A 14,908-nucleotide genomic window follows, 5' to 3' on the forward strand; every position below is an offset into this window, starting at 1 on the left:
GGCGCCGCCGGTGGCCGCTGCTGCTTCCCGTTCCGCTTTCGCGGCCCGCGGCGCCCGACGCTCAGGGCGCTCCAGAGCGGACGTGGACACGAGCGGCCGCGCCGTCGCCCGCCACCCCGCCCGCCCCTTCCCGCCGCCCGGCCGCATCCTCGAACTCGCCGTGGCGGCAGGGGAGTCGGGGCTCAGGGTGGACTGACCGGGACGGAACCCGGTCGGGCGGGGCGCCGTCCCATCGCGGGCCCCACTTACGCGGCCCCCGACCCGCCGGCCCCGGTGGGCGCGCGACCGACAGCGCGGCCACCGGGGCGGGGCCGCGTGTGCTCCGACGGCCGAAAGACGCCCTTGTGGGCCCTCCCCGGCGACCTGATACTCCGATCCAGCGCTTGTCAGGGGCACGTCGTGTTTGTGCTTCGGCACTCTCGCCTCCGGCTGCGCCTCACGGGCCCCGACCCCACGCGGGCCCCTGATTTCCCCTCGGGAGGGAACGACAGTGAGGATCAAGCGCACCACCCCACGCAGTGGCATCAGCAGACGTGCTCGACTGACCGCTGTGGGCACCGGACTGGTGGCCGCCGCGGCGCTCGCGGTACCCGCCGCGAGTGCCGACTCCGCCCCGGCCTTCAGCGCCGCCCAGCTCAGCCAGGCGCAGAACTCCGTTCTGAAGGCCGACGTGGCCGGCACCGCCTGGGCCGTCGACAAGCAGAACAACAAGGTGCTGGTGACCGTCGACAGCACCGTCTCCAAGGCGGAGATCGCCAAGATCCGGCAGGCGGCCGGCCAGAACGCCGCCGCGATCCAGATCAAGCACGCACCGGGCACCTTCCGCCCGATGCTCTCCGGCGGCGACGCCATCTATGCGACGAGTTGGCGCTGCTCCCTCGGCTTCAATGTGAAGAAGGGGACCGCGTACTACTTCCTGACCGCCGGTCACTGCACCAAGGGCGCCACCACGTGGTCCAACTCCAACCGCACCAAGATCGGGGACACCGCCGGGTCCAGCTTCCCGGGCAACGACTACGGCCTGGTGAAGTACTCCACCACCACCGCCCCGCCCGGCACCGTCGGCAGCCAGGACATCACCAGGGCCGCGACCCCGACCGTCGGCACCACGGTCACCCGCCGCGGTTCCACCACCGGCATCCACAGCGGCCGCGTCACCGCGCTCAACGCGACCGTCAACTACGGCGGCGGTGACGTCGTCTACGGCCTCATCCAGACCACCGTGTGCGCCGAACCGGGTGACTCCGGCGGCCCGCTCTACGGCGGAACGACGGCCTACGGCCTGACCTCCGGCGGCAGCGGCAACTGCACCTCCGGCGGTACGACCTTCTTCCAGCCCGTCACCAAGGCGCTCGCCGCCTACGGCGCCGTCGTCTACTAGACGGACCGCTCCTGGACGGACCGCCCGACGGCAACGGGTCCCCGCACACCTCCGGGTGTGCGGGGACCTCGTCGTTGAGGCACGGGAGTCCGCCTGCACCGGATCGGCACAACTGTGAACGCTTTCCCACGTCAACTCATGTGCGGTATGGGCGATTTCAGGACTGGACTACTCCTCACCCACGGTCGAACAGCTACCTGTCCTCCGGCGTGCGCGAGGGCGGCCGACGTGGTGTGACCACGGTGGGTCAACGGCGTGAAGGCGGCGGAACGCGCTCGTACGACCGACCGGAACCCGGTCTTGTGTGCCCGCCGCGGCGCTGGTGATAGTGGGCGGCACCCAAGGGGCCCGGACACGTTCCCCACCGTGTGCCGGGCCGTGCGACATACGCCTCCGGTGTCCTGGGACTCCCCGTCCCCGGGCGCCGACCCCCCACAGGAGGACGTGAGTTGAAGCACCGACACATATCCGGACGACGTGCCGCGGTGGCAGGTGCGGGCATCGCCGCACTGGTGGTCGCGGGAGCGACCTTCCAGACCGCGAACGCCGCCCCGCGGACCGCCCCCCACACCCTCTCCGCCGCCCAGGCCGGAAAGCTCGCCTCGACCCTGGTCTCCGACCTCGGCAAGAGCGCCGCCGGCAGCTACTACGACGCCGGGAACCGGCAACTCGTCGTCAATGTGCTGGACGAGTCGGCGGCGCGCACCGTCGAATCGGCCGGCGCCCGAGCCCGTGTCGTCGAGCACTCCCTCGCCGAACTGGACAGCGCCCGCGGCACACTCAAACGGCAGGCCACCATCCCGGGCACCTCCTGGGCGGTCGACCCGGCCAGCAACAAGGTCGTCGTCACCGCGGACCGCACGGTCCGGGGCGCCCAGCTGAAGCAGCTCACCAAGGTCGTGCAGGGCCTCGGTGACACCACCCAACTCAAGCACTCCCAGGGCGAGTTCAAACCGCTGATCGCCGGTGGTGACGCCATCTCCGGTGACGGCGGCCGGTGTTCGCTCGGCTTCAACGTGGTCAAGGACGGCGAGCCGTACTTCATCACCGCGGGCCACTGCACCGAGGCCATCTCGACCTGGTCCGACAGCAGCGGCCAGGAGATCGGCCAGAACGCCGACTCCAGCTTCCCGGACAACGACTTCGGCCTGGTCAAGTACACGGCGGAGGTGGACCACCCGAGCGAGGTCGACCTCTACGACGGCAGCACCCAGCAGATCACCCAGGCCGGGGACGCCACCGTCGGCGAGAAGGTGTCCCGCAGCGGCTCCACCACCCAGGTCCACGACGGCACCGTCACCGGCCTGGACGCCACCGTCAACTACGGCAACGGCGACGTCGTCAACGGCCTCATCCAGACCGATGTCTGCGCCGAGCCCGGTGACTCCGGCGGCTCGCTCTTCGACGGCGACACCGCGCTCGGTCTGACCTCCGGCGGCAGCGGCGACTGCTCCTCCGGCGGGGAGACCTTCTTCCAGCCGGTCCCGGAGGCGCTCTCCGCCTTCGGCGCCGAGATCGGCTGAACCGACAGCGGTGCCCCGTCACGGCGGGGCACCCCGAGGGCCGGCCCGTGCGCGACGGGCCGGCCCTCCGGTTCGCGGTGGCGCGGGACTCAGGTGGCCGGCCGGGCCGGTGCCGGGCGGGCGGGGCGGTGGGCGCCGCGCCAGGCCGACATGGCCAGGGTGACCGCGGTACCGAGCACCGCCCAGGCGGAGAGCACCAGCAGCGGTCCGAGCAGCGCGTTCCCCTCGAAGTAGGCGATGGAGCGGGCCGCCCAGGTGCCCGCGCCCGGCGGCAGGGCCGGGCCGATCGCCCGCCAGAACGGCGGCAGCAGCGGCAGCGCCAGCGCCCCGCCCGCGCTCGGATTGCCCGCGATCACGACCAGCAGCACCGCGATCCCGATCCCGATGACGCCGGTGAGCGCCTGAAGGGCCAGCGTCGCGGCGCCCACCGCGAACACCACCAGCGTCCCCAGCCCCCACAGCCCCCAGACACTGCCCGGCAGCGCGCCGAGGATCGGGCCCGCGATGAGGGTGCCGAGCAGTCCGCCGAGGATCGCGTAGACGGCCATGGTGAGCAGCCGCAGGGCGGCGCGCTGCACGGTGCTCGCGCGGGAGGTGCCGGCGCTGACGGCGAGGATCGACGCGCAGAGGTAGCCGCCCACGCACCAGCCGACCACCAGATAGAACGAGGACAGGCCGCTGAAGTCGTGCGCCGAGGCGGGCGCCACGTCCACCACCCGCAGTGACCGCTGCTGGGAGCGTTCGATCTCGGCGCCCAGTGTCTTCAGGGCGGTCGCCAGGGAGTTCCCGCCGCCGGAGGCGACCAGCAGGGTGTCGGCCGGCCGGTCCGGGTCGATGATCAGCGCGCCGTCCAGCTCCCGCTCGATGATCTTGCGCCGGGCCTCCTGGGCGCTGCCGACCGCGCGCGGAGCCAGCGGGTCGTCGCTCAGCCGGTCCAGCTCGGCCACCGCCCGGTCCACCCGCGCCGGTGGGGCGACCACTCCGAACGGCACGTCCTGCGGCTTCGGTTCGTGGAGCGCGCCCACATAGGAGGCGATGAACAGCAACTGGAGGACGAGCACCCCGAGGACCAGCAGCCCGGCCCGCGGGGTGACGGCGCTGCGCAGCTCGGACAGGAAGGTGACGCGCGGCGCGTCGGCGGACTGTGCCATGTCCACCACAGTCCGGCCGGGTCGGCGTCGGTGCAGGTGGGCGGCGGCCGAACGGATGACGGACGGACCGAGGCGGAGTACCTACCGGTTATCGCACGCACATTCGAATGTGGTCTATGGTGGGGGCAGGGGAGGCGAGTGGCTGGAACTGTTCGGATCGGGAGGTGCGTGTGCCGGGGTTCACGCATCTGCACACCGCGTCGGGGTTCTCGCTGAGATACGGCGCCTCCCACCCCGACCGGCTCGCCGAGCGCGCCGCCGAACGCGGGATGGACGCCCTCGCCCTCACCGACCGCAACACCCTCGCCGGCACCGTCCGCTTCGCCAAGGCCTGCGCCCGCGCCGGGGTGCGCCCCCTCTTCGGCGTGGAGCTGGCCGTCGAGGACCCGCCCGCCACCACCCCGGGCACCGTACGGAAAGACCAGGTCAGCGGTGTTCGTCGGGCTCCGGTGCGGGGTGGTGCCTTCCTGGACGAGTCCACCCCGCGGGTCACCTTCCTGGCCCGCTCCGGGGCCCGCGGCTGGGCCGGGCTCTGCCGGATGGTCACCGCCGCCCACGCCGCCCCCGGTGAGGGCGAGCCCCGGCTCACCCGCGACGGGCTGGCCGCCGACGGCCTCACCGTGCTGCTCGGCCCCGACTCCGACGTGGGCCGCGCCCTCGCCGCCGGCCGCCCCGACCGCGCCGCCCACCTCCTCGTACCGTGGCGTGAAACGTACGGTGACGCGCTGCGGCTGGAGACCGTCTGGCACGGGCGGGAGGGCACCGGGCCCGGGTCGCTGCGGCTCGCCGCCCGCACTCTCGGCTTCGCCGCCCAGCAGCACATCACCCCCGTACTGAGCAACGCCGTCCGCTACGCCGACCCGGGCTCGGGGCCGGTCGCCGATGTGCTGGACGCGGCCCGGCGCCTCGTCCCGATCGATCCGCGGGGCCAACTGGACGGCGGTGAGCGCTGGTTGAAGGGCCCGGCGGAGATGCTGGCCGCCGCCGAACACATCGTGGAGGCCGCCGGGTACCGCCGCGACACCGCCCGCCACCTCGTCCACCACACCGAGGCCACCGCCGCCGGCTGCCTGCTCGACCCGGAGGACGATCTGGGCCTGGGCACCGTGCACTTCCCCGAGCCGCACCTGGTCGGCGCCGCCCGCCGCACCGCGCAGCGCACCCTGGCCTCCCGCGCCGCCGCCGGGATGGTGCTCCGCGGCCTCCACCGCCGCCCCGACGCGCACACCTACTGGGAGCGTATGCACCGCGAGCTCGACATCATCGCCCACCACGGCTTCGCCTCCTACTTCCTCACCGTGGCCCAAGTCGTGGACGACGTACGGGAGATGGGGGTGCGGGTGGCGGCGCGCGGCTCCGGGGCCGGCTCCCTCGTCAACCATCTGCTCGGTATCGCGAGCGCCGACCCGGTCGCCCACGGCCTGCTGATGGAGCGCTTCCTGTCCAAGCGGCGGGTGGCGCTGCCGGACATCGACATCGATGTGGAGTCCGCCCGCCGGCTCGACGTCTACCGGGCGGTCATCGACCGGTTCGGCAGCGAGCGGGTGGCCACCGTCGCCATGCCGGAGACCTACCGGGTGCGGCACGCGGTCCGCGATGTGGGCGCCGCACTCGCCATGGAGCCCGCCGACATCGACCGGATCGCCAAGTCCTTCCCGCACATCCGCGCCCGCGACGCCCGCACCGCCCTGCGTGAACTGCCCGAACTCGCCGCCCTGGCAAGGGAGAGGGAGCCCCGCCCGCACTTCTGGGAACTGGTGGAGGCACTGGACGCACTGCCCCGCGGCGTCGCCATGCACCCCTGCGGGGTACTGCTCTCGGACGCCACCCTGCTCGCCCGCACCCCGGTGGTGCCGACCAGCGGCGAGGGCTTCCCCATGTCCCAGTTCGACAAGGACGACGTGGAGGACCTGGGGCTGCTCAAGCTGGATGTGCTCGGGGTGCGGATGCAGTCCGCGATGGCGCACGCGGTGGCCGAGGTGGAGCGGGCCGGCGGGGAGCGGATCGACCTGGCGGCGGTCGCCGAGGCCGGCACCGAGGGGGACGGCGACGCGGAGACGTACCGGCTGATCCGCTCCGCGCAGACGCTGGGCTGCTTCCAGATCGAGTCGCCCGGCCAGCGCGACCTCATCGGGCGGCTCCAACCCGCCACCTTCCACGACCTGGTGGTCGACATCTCGCTCTTCCGCCCCGGGCCGGTCGCCGCCGACATGGTGCGCCCCTTCATCGAGGCCCGGCACGGCCGCGCCCCGGTCTGCTTCCCGCACCCGGACCTGGCGGAACCGCTGCGGGAGACCTACGGAGTGGTCGTCTTCCATGAGCAGATCATCGACATCGTCGACATCATGACCGGCTGCGGCCGCGACGAGGCGGACCGCATCCGCCGCGGGCTGTCCGACCCGGACTCCCAGGGCCGCATCCGGATCTGGTTCGCCCAGCACGCGGCGGCCAAGGGGTACGACGCGGACACCGTCACCCGCACCTGGGAGATCATCGAGGCCTTCGGCTCCTACGGCTTCTGCAAGGCGCACGCCGTCGCCTTCGCCGTGCCCACCTACCAGTCGGCCTGGCTCAAGGCGCACCACCCGGCAGCCTTCTACGCCGGACTGCTCACCCACGACCCCGGGATGTACCCCAAGCGGCTGCTGCTCGCCGACGCCCGCCGCCGAGGCGTGCCGATCCTCCCCCTGGACGTGAACCACTCGGCCACCGACTACCGCGTCGAACCGGCACCCGGCCCGGACCGACCCCAAGTGGCCGCGCTGCGGCTGGCGTTGGGCGACGTGCACGGGATCAGCGAGGCGGAGGCGGAGCGGATCGAGCGGGGGCAGCCGTACTCCTCGCTGCTGGACTTCTGGGAGCGGGCCCGGCCGAGCAGGCCCGTCGCCGCCCGGCTGGCCCAGGTGGGCGCGCTGGACGCGTTCGGCGCCAACCGCCGTGATCTGCAACTCCACCTGGCCGAGCTGCACCGGGGGACGCGCGGCGGGGGCGGAGCCCAACTGCCGCTGGCCGGCGGACGCGGCACCGCCCCCGCCGGGCTGCCGGACCTCGGCGAGACGGAACGGCTCAGCGCCGAACTCGGCGTCCTCGGGATGGACGCCTCCCGCCATCTGATGGCGGACCACACGCGGTTCCTCGCGGAGCTGGGAGTGACCTCCGCACACCGGCTGGGCTCGGTGGAGCACGGCCGTACGGTGCTGGTGGCCGGGGCCAAGGCGGCCACCCAGACCCCGCCGATCCGCTCCGGCCGGCGCGTCATCTTCACCACCCTGGACGACGGCACCGGCCTGGTCGACCTCGCCTTCTTCGACGACGCGCACGCCGCCTGCGCGCACACCGTCTTCCACTCCTGGCTGCTGCTGGTACGCGGCACGGTGCAGCGGCGCGGGCCGCGCAGCCTGAGCGTGGTGGGGGAGGCCGCCTGGAATCTGGCGGACCTCATCGAACTGCGGGAGGCGGGCGGCGTGGCGGCCGTCAACCGCCGCCTGTCCGCACCGAGTTCGGACCAAGGCACCCCGGCGGAGGAGCAGCGCGCCGACCGCAGCATCCGCCTGGACACCGGCTATGAGCTGCACCCCTGGGCGGACCTCCGCCCCGCGGGCGAGGGCACCACCCCGCCCAGAAAGCTCTGGCACCAGAGCCCCGGCAGCGCGGGCTGAGCCGACGGACTCCGGTACGGGTTCCCGCGCGGGCTCCGGCGACGCGCGGGATTTTACCGACGTGTAGCTTCACTCCTCGGCTACCGAGCCGTAACTTAGCCTGGGCCGCGCCCTGTTGTGGACAGGCCGCGCCACGCCCCGCACCGCATCCGAGCCGTACCTCCGACGAACCCAGAGGAGACCGCACGATGCCGCCCTGGAAGCCGGAACACGACCGGCGCGCCGCCCCGCGCCGTCCCGCCCTCCGCAGACTCTCCCGCCTGCGCACCGTGCTCGCGGGTGCCCTGCTCGCCGCCCTCACACTGACCGCCGCGCCCGCCCAGGCCTCCGCCGCCTCCGCCCCGAGCAGCGGCTGGAACAACTGGTCCTGCCGCCCCTCCGCCGCCCACCCCCGCCCCGTCGTCCTGGTGCACGGCACCTTCGGCAACGCCACCGACAACTGGCTCGCGCTCGCGCCCTATCTGGTCCGCCGCGGGTACTGCGTCTACTCCCTGGACTACGGGCAGTTGCCCGGGGTGCCCCTCTTCCACGGCCTCGGTCCCATCGACAAGTCGGCCGGTCAACTCGACACCTATGTGGACCGGGTGCTCGCCGCGACCGGCGCCGGCAAGGCCGACCTGGTCGGCCACTCGCAGGGCGGCATGATGCCCCGCTACTACCTGAAGTTCCTCGGCGGGGCCGCCAAGGTGAACGCCCTGGTCGGGATCGCCCCCGACAACCACGGCACCACCCTCTCCGGGCTCACCGCACTGCTGCCGTACTTCCCCGGCGCCGAGGACCTGCTGAACGCGACCACCCCCGGGCTGGCCGACCAGATCGCCGGATCCGACTTCCTGACCAAGCTCAACCAGGGCGGTGACACGGTGCCCGGGGTGCACTACACCGTGCTGGCCACCCGCTACGACGAGGTCGTCACGCCCTACCGATCGCAGTTCCTCGACGGGCCCGACGTCCACAATGTGCTGCTCCAGGACCTGTGCCCGCTCGACCTGTCCGAGCATGTCACCGTCGGCCTCACCGACCGCATCGCCCACCACGAGGTGGCCAACGCCCTCGACCCGGCGCACGCCACCCCGACCACCTGCGCCTCGATCACCCCCTGAGAGGCGCGGCACCCCGCAGAGACCATCGCCCAACCCCCCACAGGTACGGCCCGCCCCGCACACAGCGGGGCGGGCCGTACCCGTCGTGAAGGGGGCGGATCAGTCGTCGGGCCACCAGAGCCTGCGCACGTCCTGCCGGATCTCGGGGCGCTCCGCGGGCCGTTCCTCGACCTCGTCGCGGGTCCTGCGGCCGCGCTGCTTCACCGAAGCCCGCTGCTCCTGCACTCGGCGCATGACTGCCTCCTAGCGTCCACCGTGCTCCGTGCGTGCTCCGCGCGGGGCGGGGGACCGGTGGGGGGAGATTTCCGCAACGTGCGGCTTTTGTCTGTGGCCTACGTCACGTCAGACCCGGTGTCCCGAATCCTGGACGGTTGATGCCCATCCCCGGGGCCCGCCACTCCTCGCCCGCGATCATTTCCGATCCGTGGACACCGCGGTGAGCCGCGAAAGCCGTGCGGAACCCGCCAGTTCCGCCAGCTCGTCCAGCGCCGCGCCGGCGGCCTCCGGATCCACCTCGGCCGGCCCGCTCGCCGCGAACTCGTCCTCGTCCAGACTCAGTACGGCCGAGCCGTCCCCCGCCGCCCACAGGTCGAGATCGAGGTCCACCGCGGTGAGCACGCCGCCCGGTGAGCCCGGCCGGGCGGGTCACATCGCAGTACCAGCCCTTGAAGACGCCGTCGGCGGGGTGCACCTCCTGCACCGCGTACCAGCGGTGGCGCCAGTAGTGCTCGACGAGGATGTCGCCGGCTCGAAGCGGGCAAAGCCGAAGTCCCGTACGCCCGTCGCCCAGTGGGCGCGCACGGTGACGCGGACACCGTCGTCGGCCGGCAGCCGCGCCGGGTAGGCGATCTCGGTGCGGCCGTGTTTGACCAGGGTCACCTCGATCTCGCGGCCGGGCTCGCGGTCAGCCCAGGGTGCGGACATGGCGTACCTCGGTGGCGCAGACGCGGTAGCCGAGGCGGCGGTTGATCGTCAGCATCGGCTCGTTGCCGGTGTCGTTGCCGGTGAAGGCCTCGGTGCAGCCGGCGGCGCGGGCCCGGTGCAGGGCGGTGGTCTTGGTCAGGGTGGCGAGGCCGCGGCCGCGGTGGGCGCGTGCGGTGCCCGTCATGCCCGTGACATAGCGGCCCCGCCCGTCGGTGAGGGCGGCGCTGAACGCGGCGGGCACCCCGTCCACCACGGCCACCGTGGTCAACTCCCGGTCCAGCAGCGGATGTTCCCAGGTGTCGGCGAGCCACTGCTCGTAGTCGTCCAACTCCGCGTCCACATCGCTCGGTTCGTCGGCGGTGGTCTCCGCGTCCAGGGTGAACAGCGGGCGCGGGTCGGCGGCGAACTCCGCGCCGGTGCGCAGCTCCACACCCGCCGGTACCGGTGCCCGCGGCGGCAGTTCGGCACCCGCCAGATCCAGCCGGAGGAAGTGCGCGGAGCGGCTCGGCCGGTAGCCGCGGCGGGCGGCGAACGCGCGGTACGGCGGCTCGTCCAGGACCCAGGAGTAGAGGGTGGTCGCGCCGAGGCCGGTGAGGCGCTCGGTCGCCGCGTCCAGCAGCGCGCCGCCGGCGCCGCGGCCGCGGCGCGCGGGATGGACGTAGAGGTTGGCGTCGCCGATGCCGGGCTGCGGACTGTCGTACGCGATACGGATGCTGGCCACGCCGACGACCTCGCCGTCGCACTCGGCGACCAGTGGCCGGAAGTGTGCGTCGGGGTGGGCGCGCCGGGAGTCGTGGGCGACGGAGGCGCCGGTGGTGAGCATATAGGGCAGGGCGGCGCGGCGGACCGCGGCGAAGGCCTCGGCGTCGGCGGGGTCGGCGGGCCGCAGATCGCGGACGAGCACAGTCATACGCCGACGCTACGCACGCCGGGCGGCCGACTGCCTCCGATTTTTCCGCGGGTGCGGGAGAATCCCCCCGTGACTGAGCAGATCCGCATCGACCACGACTCCGCGGTGGCCCCCTACGAGCAGCTCCGCGCCCAGCTCTCCGACCAGGCCCGCTCGGGTGCGCTACCGGTGGGCCACAAGCTGCCCACCGTGCGCGGCCTGGCCGAACGCCTCGGCCTCGCGCCCAACACGGTGGCCAAGGCCTACCGGGTGCTGGAGGCGGACGGCGTGGTGGAGACCCGCGGCCGCCACGGCACCTTCGTGGCCGCGGCCGGGGACGCCGCGGAGCGTGAAGCGGCCGCCGCGGCAAAGGAGTTCGCCGAGCGCGCCCACCGCCTCGGGCTGACCCTCGAGGCCGCTCTGGCGGCGGCGGGCGACGCGGTACGCGCGGTCTACGGGACGCGCTAGCTAGCAGCTCCGCGGACCCGGTCCGGCGCCCCGCCTGAAAGGTCCCGGAAGCTCGAACTCCCCCTCGTTCGGGTGCTTTTGGTGGTGGCTCCCGTTTCCTGGCGGCTATGTCGACATAAATTCAGGGCGCTGGTCGACGCGCGTCGACCAGTGTCGGCCAATGACGTGAACAGGGGTGTCCCGAACGGTTGTTGGGCAAGGAATTGACATGCACACTACGCATCAGCCGTGCCGTGTTCCGGGCACGCGACAGCAGTGATTCTGCTCAGGGGAGACTTCATGAGACATTCCCGAACGACCGCGTACGCGGCGACGGTGGCCGCCTCCGCCGCCCTCGCTCTCACCGGGGCGCTGGCCACCTCTGCCTCCGCGCAGGCCGAAGCGACCGGCTATGTGGCGCTGGGTGACTCGTACTCGTCCGGCGTGGGGTCGGGCAGCTACGACGGCACGGACTGCAAGCGCAGCTCGCTCGCCTACCCCCAGCTTTACAAGGCGGCGCACTCGCCCTCGTCGTTCGACTTCAAGGCCTGCTCCGGGGCGATCACCACCGATGTGCTGAACAACCAGGTCGACGCCCTCAATGCCGGCACCGGCCTGGTCAGCATCACCATCGGCGGTAATGACGGCGGCTTCACCGACGTCATGCTGACCTGTGTGCTGCAGTCCGAGAAGACCTGCCTGGACGCCATCTCGAACGCCCGCAGCTTCGTGGAGAACACCCTGCCGGGCCGCCTCGACCAGGTGTACTCGACGATCAGGAGCAAGGCGCCCAACGCCCATGTCGCCGTGCTCGGTTACCCGCGCTTCTACAAGCTCGGCGGCACCTGCTCGGCCGGGCTCTCGGAGACCAAGCGGGCCGCCATCAACGACGCCTCGAACGTCCTGAACGGGGTCATCGCCAAGCGGGCCGCCGACCACGGCTTCTCCTACGGCGACATCCCCGCCGCCTTCACCGGGCACGAGATCTGCTCCAGCGACTCCTGGATGAACAGTCTCAACTGGGGTGCCTTCGGCGACTCCTACCACCCGAAGGCCACCGGGCAGAAGGGCGGCTACCTGCCCGTCCTGGAGGCCAACGACTGAACCGGGCCTGCCAGCGGGAAGAGGGTGGCCCGACGCCGACCGGGCCACCCTTCGAACGGTCCCTGATGCCCCGCCTTGTCCAAGTCGGCCCGGAAACGCGCGAATTGGTAGATGCACCCCCAACAGCCTTGCAGGACAGGTCGATCAGGCCACCGGGATACCTGTGTGTCCCCGGAGAGCGTTAGGGTTAACCTGCCCGGGTCGGGTGGTCTCGTACGGGTGGGGAGTGACATGGAACAGATAACAGTACGCAGCAGGGCCCGCGTCCCTGCGATCACCTGCGGAAGCGGGTCGACCAGCTCGCGTCTCGATCGCCATCTCTCGGTGCTGGGCGGCCCCGTCGTCCCGCAGCGCGAGGCGGCCGAGGCGACGCTGCTGATGCGTGAGTTGACCACACGTGAGGTAGTGCCCGAGCGCAGCAGCGGCCGGGGCGCCCGGATGCGCCGCGTCTCGCTCTTCGCTCCGCTGCGCAAGCTGCGCCGCACGCTCTTCGGCGGCCGCTGACCGGCCGACCCCGCCCGGCGGCGGCCCGGGTCCCCGGACCCGGCCGCCCCGGCTCCACCCGGCCCCCCGGTCCACTCGGACCGCCGGGCCGGACCGCCCGTGAGCCCCGCGAGCCCGTGACGCGACGGCACCTCCCCGGCCGCCCGCACCCGCCCTGCGTCACACCGCTCGCGTTCTGCTCACAGCAGGGCGAACTGCCCCTCCGGGCCCTCCTCGTGGTGGTCCAGTACCGAAGCCGGGCGGCGGGCCGACGCCGGTACCGGCAGGACCCCCGCCCGCCGCAGCTCCCGCGCACCCAGCCGGCCCGCCGGATCTGAGGCCAGCTCCTCGGCCAACTCCCGCCTAGCGGGGTCGAGTTCGGCCAGCAGCGCCAGTACCGTGATCAGTTCCAGCAGCTCCGAGGTGCGGGTCTGCGGCCAGGTGGCCGGGCCCAGCGCCGCGAGCCCGCCCTCGGCGGACGCCGATCCGGTGCGCCGGGCGAACCACAGCTCCAGCACCCGCACCCCGCTCACCCGGAAGTCCCAGGCCCCCGCTGGCACCGGCGCGATCCGGCCGCCGTCCACCAGCAGCGCCTCCTCCGCCCGGTCGTAGGCCAGCTCCGCGGGGCGCGGCGGCAGCGGCGCACGGACGTACGGGCGGCGCCCGCCGGGCAGTCTGGGGCGCTCCCCGCCGCGTACCAGCAGCCGCAGCATCGAACGGCCCAACTCGGTGCCCCGGGACCAGAGTTCGGGCCGCCGGGTGAGCGGTACCACGGTGCCGCCGCGGCCCTCCGCCGAGGCCGTCGCCAGTACCCAGGCCGGCACCTCCGCGGCGGCCGGACGGGTACCGAGGACCTCGTCCAGCAGTGGCAGCAGGCCCGGGGCGAGATTCGGCTCCCGGCCGCCGGGGCGCCGGTACAGCGGGCGGATCCGGCCCGGCCGCCCGGCGGGGGAGTGGCCGTCCGGCAGCAGTCTGGTGGCCAGTACCGGCGGGCCGTCCGCGGCGTTCGGCACCCGGCCCTGCTCCACCAGGAAGACCTGCGCCGCGTCCGCCACCCGCCACAGCTCGGGGCGGGCCTGGTCGATCAGCCGGTGGTCGGGTATCAGCCACTGCTCGTCGAAGGGCCCGTGCAGGATCCGCACCGGTTCGGGGCAGGGGCCGGACTCGCGGGAGAGGCGGCCGGTGCCGGTGGGGCGGCCCGGCAGGTGCGGCACCGCCGTCTCCGGATCGCGCCGGCCGGTGCTGCCGAACAGCTTGGCCCGCTCGGCCGCCCCGGCCCGCAGCAGCGCGTCCCAACGGGCTTTCAGCGAGGCCGCGTCGGGCGCCATCGGCCAGGCCCGCCCCAGACGCAGCGGTGCGACGGACCACGGCAGGAGATCCGCGAGCGGCGGCGCGTCGTCGTGCATCACGCCCGGCATCGTACGACGCGGCCTGAGCCGCCGGGGGAGAGCCGGGTTCAGTGGGCGTCGAGGGTGACGGTGAAGGAGAAGCGGTCGCCGCGGTAGTGGATGACGGCGACGTCCAGTACCCGGCCGTCCTCGTCGTAGGTGATGCCGGTGTAGTGCAGGATCGGGCTGAGCAGGGGCACTTCGAGCAGGGCGGCGGTCTCCGGGTCGGCCAGCCGGGCCTGGACGCTGTCGGTGATCCGGCTGATGCGCATCCCCACCACGTCCCGCAGCACCTTCGTCATCGGCCAGCGGGCCAGATCCGCCGGGTCGAGGCGGGCCGCCGCCTCCGAACGGACGTAGTTGCGGGCGTGGTTGGTGGGCTCGCCGGTCTTCTCGTCGCAGCGCAGCCGGTGGAAGACGGCCACCTCGCGGGCGTCCGGGAAGTGCTCGGCGAACTCGGGCGGCACCGGGCCCGCCGAGTGCTCCAGCAGCCGTACCGACATCCCGGACTGCTGCGCCACGATCGCGTCCACCGAGCCCAACAGCCGTACCGGCGCGCCGCGTTGGGCACTGGGCTCGATGAAGGTGCCGCGGCGCCGGTGGCGGGAGATCAGCCCCTCGTCCTCCAGCTCCTTCAGCGCCTGCCGCATGGTGAGCACGCTCACCCCGTAGTGCTCGGCGAGCTGCTCCTCGGTGGGCAGCCGCAGCGGGGCGTCCGGGCCGCGGCCCAGTATCGAGGCGCGCAGCGACTGCGAGACCTGGTACCAGAGCGGCAGCTTCCGGTTCAGCACGATGGAGTCCGGGGCGAAGGCGGTCACGTCGTCTCCGATCGACTCCCTCTGCGGGCACGGGAGTT

12 protein-coding genes and 1 pseudogene are annotated in these 14,908 nt (G+C 73.1%); 7 read left to right on the top strand and 6 right to left on the bottom strand.

The window, feature by feature from the left end; genetic code table 11:
- Positions 1–490: 490 nt before the first annotated feature.
- Complete coding sequence (locus tag ACFVST_RS17580; protein WP_390152187.1) at positions 491–1,381, top strand: S1 family peptidase; 891 nt, start codon at positions 491–493, stop codon at positions 1,379–1,381.
- Between the two features lie 449 nt (positions 1,382–1,830).
- Positions 1,831–2,904 carry a S1 family peptidase gene (locus ACFVST_RS17585; protein WP_390152189.1) on the top strand — a complete coding sequence of 358 codons (1,074 nt, stop codon included), beginning with the start codon at positions 1,831–1,833 and terminating at the stop codon, positions 2,902–2,904.
- A gap of 89 nt (positions 2,905–2,993) precedes the next feature.
- Here the strand turns inward: ACFVST_RS17585 and ACFVST_RS17590 are convergent, their stop codons facing one another.
- A complete protein-coding gene (locus ACFVST_RS17590) occupies positions 2,994–4,055 on the bottom strand; it encodes a DUF3533 domain-containing protein (protein ID WP_390152192.1) in 1,062 nt (353 codons plus the stop codon).
- Between the two features lie 170 nt (positions 4,056–4,225).
- Between ACFVST_RS17590 and ACFVST_RS17595 the strand changes: the two genes are divergently transcribed.
- Positions 4,226–7,714 (top strand): DNA polymerase III subunit alpha, encoded by a 3,489-nt coding sequence (locus ACFVST_RS17595; protein WP_390152194.1) that lies wholly within the window; start codon positions 4,226–4,228, stop codon positions 7,712–7,714.
- 188 nt (positions 7,715–7,902) lie between these two features.
- Positions 7,903–8,817: an esterase/lipase family protein gene (locus ACFVST_RS17600; RefSeq protein ID WP_390152196.1), complete on the top strand. Its 915-nt coding sequence runs from the start codon at positions 7,903–7,905 to the stop codon at positions 8,815–8,817.
- A gap of 99 nt (positions 8,818–8,916) precedes the next feature.
- Here ACFVST_RS17600 and ACFVST_RS17605 read toward each other — a convergent pair whose 3' ends face one another.
- The 3 genes and pseudogenes from ACFVST_RS17605 to ACFVST_RS17615 form a co-directional block, all read right to left on the bottom strand.
- The gene (locus ACFVST_RS17605; protein ID WP_390152198.1) at positions 8,917–9,051 is read right to left on the bottom strand and encodes a hypothetical protein; all 135 of its coding nucleotides are present in this window, start codon (positions 9,049–9,051) and stop codon (positions 8,917–8,919) included.
- 177 nt (positions 9,052–9,228) lie between these two features.
- Positions 9,229–9,741: pseudogene (locus ACFVST_RS17610) on the bottom strand (DUF402 domain-containing protein).
- Positions 9,722–10,651, bottom strand: coding sequence for a GNAT family N-acetyltransferase (locus ACFVST_RS17615; protein ID WP_390152201.1), 930 nt, complete (start codon positions 10,649–10,651; stop codon positions 9,722–9,724). The pseudogene ACFVST_RS17610 and the gene ACFVST_RS17615 overlap by 20 nt, the downstream one beginning before the upstream one ends.
- 69 nt (positions 10,652–10,720) lie before the next feature.
- On the opposite strand from ACFVST_RS17615, the gene ACFVST_RS17620 reads away from it, so the two are divergent.
- The 3 genes from ACFVST_RS17620 to ACFVST_RS17630 all read left to right on the top strand — a co-directional run bounded on the left by ACFVST_RS17620 (position 10,721) and on the right by ACFVST_RS17630 (position 12,685).
- Positions 10,721–11,098 (top strand): GntR family transcriptional regulator, encoded by a 378-nt coding sequence (locus ACFVST_RS17620; protein WP_390152204.1) that lies wholly within the window; start codon positions 10,721–10,723, stop codon positions 11,096–11,098.
- A 279-nt stretch (positions 11,099–11,377) separates the two neighbouring features.
- On the top strand, positions 11,378–12,181 hold the full coding sequence (locus ACFVST_RS17625) for an SGNH/GDSL hydrolase family protein (protein WP_390152207.1): 804 nt from the start codon (positions 11,378–11,380) through the stop codon (positions 12,179–12,181).
- Between the two features lie 231 nt (positions 12,182–12,412).
- Positions 12,413–12,685: a hypothetical protein gene (locus ACFVST_RS17630; RefSeq protein ID WP_390152209.1), complete on the top strand. Its 273-nt coding sequence runs from the start codon at positions 12,413–12,415 to the stop codon at positions 12,683–12,685.
- A 179-nt stretch (positions 12,686–12,864) separates the two neighbouring features.
- Here ACFVST_RS17630 and ACFVST_RS17635 read toward each other — a convergent pair whose 3' ends face one another.
- Positions 12,865–14,082, bottom strand: a complete 1,218-nt coding sequence (locus ACFVST_RS17635; RefSeq protein WP_390152212.1) for a type ISP restriction/modification enzyme — start codon at positions 14,080–14,082, stop codon at positions 12,865–12,867.
- Positions 14,083–14,120: 38 nt separating this feature from the next.
- Positions 14,121–14,870: a GntR family transcriptional regulator gene (locus ACFVST_RS17640; RefSeq protein ID WP_390152215.1), complete on the bottom strand. Its 750-nt coding sequence runs from the start codon at positions 14,868–14,870 to the stop codon at positions 14,121–14,123.
- Positions 14,871–14,908: the final 38 nt, after the last annotated feature.

Source organism: Streptomyces sp. NPDC058045 (assembly GCF_042885635.1).
In the GTDB taxonomy this organism is placed as follows: Bacteria; Actinomycetota; Actinomycetes; order Streptomycetales; family Streptomycetaceae; genus Streptomyces.